Raw genomic sequence first — 2,941 nt, forward strand, 5'->3', positions numbered from 1 at the left:
ATCGTGGGGATCAGGTGCGGGGGCGGAAGCTGCTCCGGGTCCCGAACTCAAAGGGTTCGCCTCCTTGCGACGTACTGCTTACAGGTGCGCGAGCTTCTCCAGCACGGGGGCGGCGGCGCGGAGTTTCGCCCACTCGTCCTCGTCGAGGTTCTCCACCAGCGTGGCCAGGAACGCGTTCCGCTTGGCGCGGCTCTCCTCGAGCATGGCCTCGGCCTGCTCGGTGCGCGTGACGACCTTCTGGCGCCGGTCCTCGGGGTGCGGCTCCAGCCGGACCAGCCCCTTGGCCTCCAGCAGCGCCACGATGCGGGTCATCGACGGCGGCTGGACGTGCTCCTTGCGGGCGAGCTCGCCCGGCGTGGCCTTGCCGCACAGCGACAGGGTGCCCAGCACCGACATCTCGGTGGGGCTGAGCGATTCGTCGACCCGCTGGTGCTTGAGCCGACGGGACAGCCGCATCACTGCGGATCGGAGGGAGTTCACGGCGGCTACGTCGTCGCCATGGCTGAGGTCCGGCATGTTCTTTAGCGTAACTCATTACTCTCGCTAAAGACCAGCGGAACGCGCAGGAACGTCCGTGACCCCCGCCACTGAACCGTGACATCACTCATATGGGTGACGTCACGGCGGAACCCCGCCCACCGCACCGAAGGCTGCCGCGACCCTCATGCCCATGGGGACCAGCGTGCTCAGCCTGCGAATAGACCACGACCTGCTCGAACGGCTCAGGCACCATGCCGCGAAAAGGGGAATGAGCGTCCAGGACTATGTCGTCCGGACGCTCATTCGAGATGACTTCGACCACCGGTTCCAGGCCGCGGTGGAGGAGACGGAGAGGTTCTACGGGTCACCCGACTCCGGTGACGAGGATCAGGTCAGACCCAGCGCCGGCATCAGGTAGTAGAAGGCGAACACCGCCGACACCACGTACATCGCCACCGGCACCTCCCGGACCCGTCCGGCCGCCAGCCGCAGCACCACGAAGGTGATGAAGCCCATGCCGATGCCGTTGGTGATCGAGTAGGTGAACGGCATCATCACCATCGTCACGAAGGCCGGAATCGCGATCGTGTAGTCCGCCCAGTCGATCTCCTTGACCGACCCGGCCATGATCAGGAAGCCGACCGCGACCAGCGCGGGGGTCGCCGCCTGGGACGGGACCATCGTGGCGACCGGCGTCAGGAAGAGGGCTACGGCGAAGAGGCCACCGGTCACGACGTTCGCCAGACCGGTCCGGGCACCCTCGCCGACACCCGCCGTGGACTCCACGAAGGCGGTGGTCGCGGAGGAGGAGCTGGCGCCACCGGCGGCGACCGCGAGGCCGTCGACGAACAGCACCCGGTTGATGCCGGGCATCTGCCCCTCGCCGTCGGTCAGCTTCGCCTCGTCGGAGACGCCCATGATCGTGCCCATCGCGTCGAAGAAGCACGACAGCAGCACGGTGAAGACGAAGAGCACGCCGGTCAGCATGCCGACCTTGCCGAAGCCGCCGAACAGGCTGACCTGCCCGATCAGCCCGAAGTCGGGGCTCGCGACCGGGTTGCCGGGCCACTTGGGCGTGGTCAGGCCCCAGCTCGGCACCTTGGCCACCGCGTTGATGATCACCGCGAGGACCGTCATGGCGACGATGGAGATCAGGATCGCGCCGGAGACCTTGCGCACGATCAGCGCGAAGGTCAGCAGCACGCCGAGCACGAAGACCAGCACCGGCCAGCCGTTCAGGTGACCGTCACCGCCCAGCTGGAGCGGGACGGTGGTCTGGGCGGCGTCCGGGATCCGGGAGACGAAGCCCGCGTCCACGAGCCCGATCAGCATGATGAACAGGCCGATGCCGATGGAGATGGCCTTGCGCAGCCCGAAGGGCACGGCGTTCATGACGCGCTCGCGCAGTCCGGTGGCGACCAGCAGCATGACCAGGAACCCGGCGAGGACCACCATGCCCATCGCGTCCGGCCAGGACATGCGCGGGGCGAGCTGGAGGGCGACGACGGAGTTCACGCCGAGACCTGCGGCCAGGGCGATCGGGACGTTGCCGATGACGCCCATCAGGAGGGTGGTCAGGGCGGCGGTGAGGGCCGTCGCGGTGACCAGCTGCCCGTTGTCGAGCTGGTGCCCGTACATGTCCTTGGCACTGCCGAGGATGATCGGGTTCAGCACGATGATGTAGGCCATCGCGAAGAAGGTGGCCAGACCGCCGCGGACCTCACGGGGCAGGGTGCTGCCCCGCTCGGAGATCCGGAAGAAGCGGTCGAGTGCGCCGAACGTGGGCCCGGCTCCCGGCTGCTGAGGGGCGGGGACCTTGGCAGGAGCCGAGGAGGACATGTGTTGGAGTTTCCTACGAAGAGAAGTGGTCAGACACAAACCGTTTCAGTATGAACATATAAGGCCGCGATCGGCCATCTCCGCGCGTAGACCTGATCGCCTCGTAAGCTGTTCCCCATGGTGAAGTGGACCCCCAGACACGAGGCGCCGGAGCCCCTTGAGGGCCCCGTGGTCGCCACCATCACCGGCGGCACCATCCTGTGGTTCGTCCTCTTCCTCATCCAGCTCCCCTTCTACGGCTGGTTCGACGACCACGGCCACGCCTGGTGGGTGTGGACGTGCCTGGCCGGCGGCGGCCTCGGACTGATCGGCATCTGGTACGTCCGCAAGCGCGACGCCGCGATCAAGCGGGCGGCGCCACAAGACCCGACAGCCTCTCCCACGGCCCAGTAGGCACCGAGACGCACCCGCACCCGCCGTCGTACGCAAGGGGCCGTGTCGGGGGGGTGTCCGCCCCCAGCGGTTGGCGCGTCAACGAACAGTCAGTCGGTATCGAGGTCCATCGCGCCGTTCCGAGGACGGACACCCCCCGGCGCGGCCCCGACCCACCCTCCAGGCGAAGGCGAAGGCGAAGGCGAAGGCACCACTCAGCCGGCAGCAGCCGCCCCCGCGAAGTGCTCCC

At 67.9% G+C, this 2,941-nt stretch carries 4 protein-coding genes; 2 read left to right on the forward strand and 2 right to left on the reverse strand.

What is annotated here, in order from left to right; all coding sequences use genetic code 11:
• Positions 1 to 78 precede the first annotated feature (78 nt).
• Complete coding sequence (locus K4G64_RS38845) at positions 79 to 516, reverse strand: MarR family winged helix-turn-helix transcriptional regulator (protein WP_190900116.1); 438 nt, start codon at positions 514 to 516, stop codon at positions 79 to 81.
• Between the two features lie 154 nt (positions 517 to 670).
• Here K4G64_RS38845 and K4G64_RS38850 point away from each other — a divergent pair, with 154 nt between their 5' ends.
• Positions 671 to 898: a ribbon-helix-helix protein, CopG family gene (locus K4G64_RS38850; RefSeq protein WP_221760556.1), complete on the forward strand. Its 228-nt coding sequence runs from the start codon at positions 671 to 673 to the stop codon at positions 896 to 898.
• Here K4G64_RS38850 and K4G64_RS38855 read toward each other — a convergent pair.
• A complete protein-coding gene (locus K4G64_RS38855) occupies positions 868 to 2,319 on the reverse strand; it encodes an NCS2 family permease (RefSeq protein ID WP_221760557.1) in 1,452 nt (483 codons plus the stop codon). The two genes, K4G64_RS38850 and K4G64_RS38855, sit on opposite strands and share 31 nt — an antisense overlap.
• 117 nt (positions 2,320 to 2,436) lie before the next feature.
• Here K4G64_RS38855 and K4G64_RS38860 point away from each other — a divergent pair, with 117 nt between their 5' ends.
• A complete protein-coding gene (locus K4G64_RS38860; protein ID WP_221760558.1) occupies positions 2,437 to 2,712 on the forward strand; it encodes a DUF2530 domain-containing protein in 276 nt (91 codons plus the stop codon).
• Positions 2,713 to 2,941: the final 229 nt, after the last annotated feature.

The organism is Streptomyces sp. WAC04114 (assembly GCF_019733245.1).
Taxonomy (GTDB): domain Bacteria; phylum Actinomycetota; class Actinomycetes; order Streptomycetales; family Streptomycetaceae; genus Streptomyces; species Streptomyces massasporeus_A.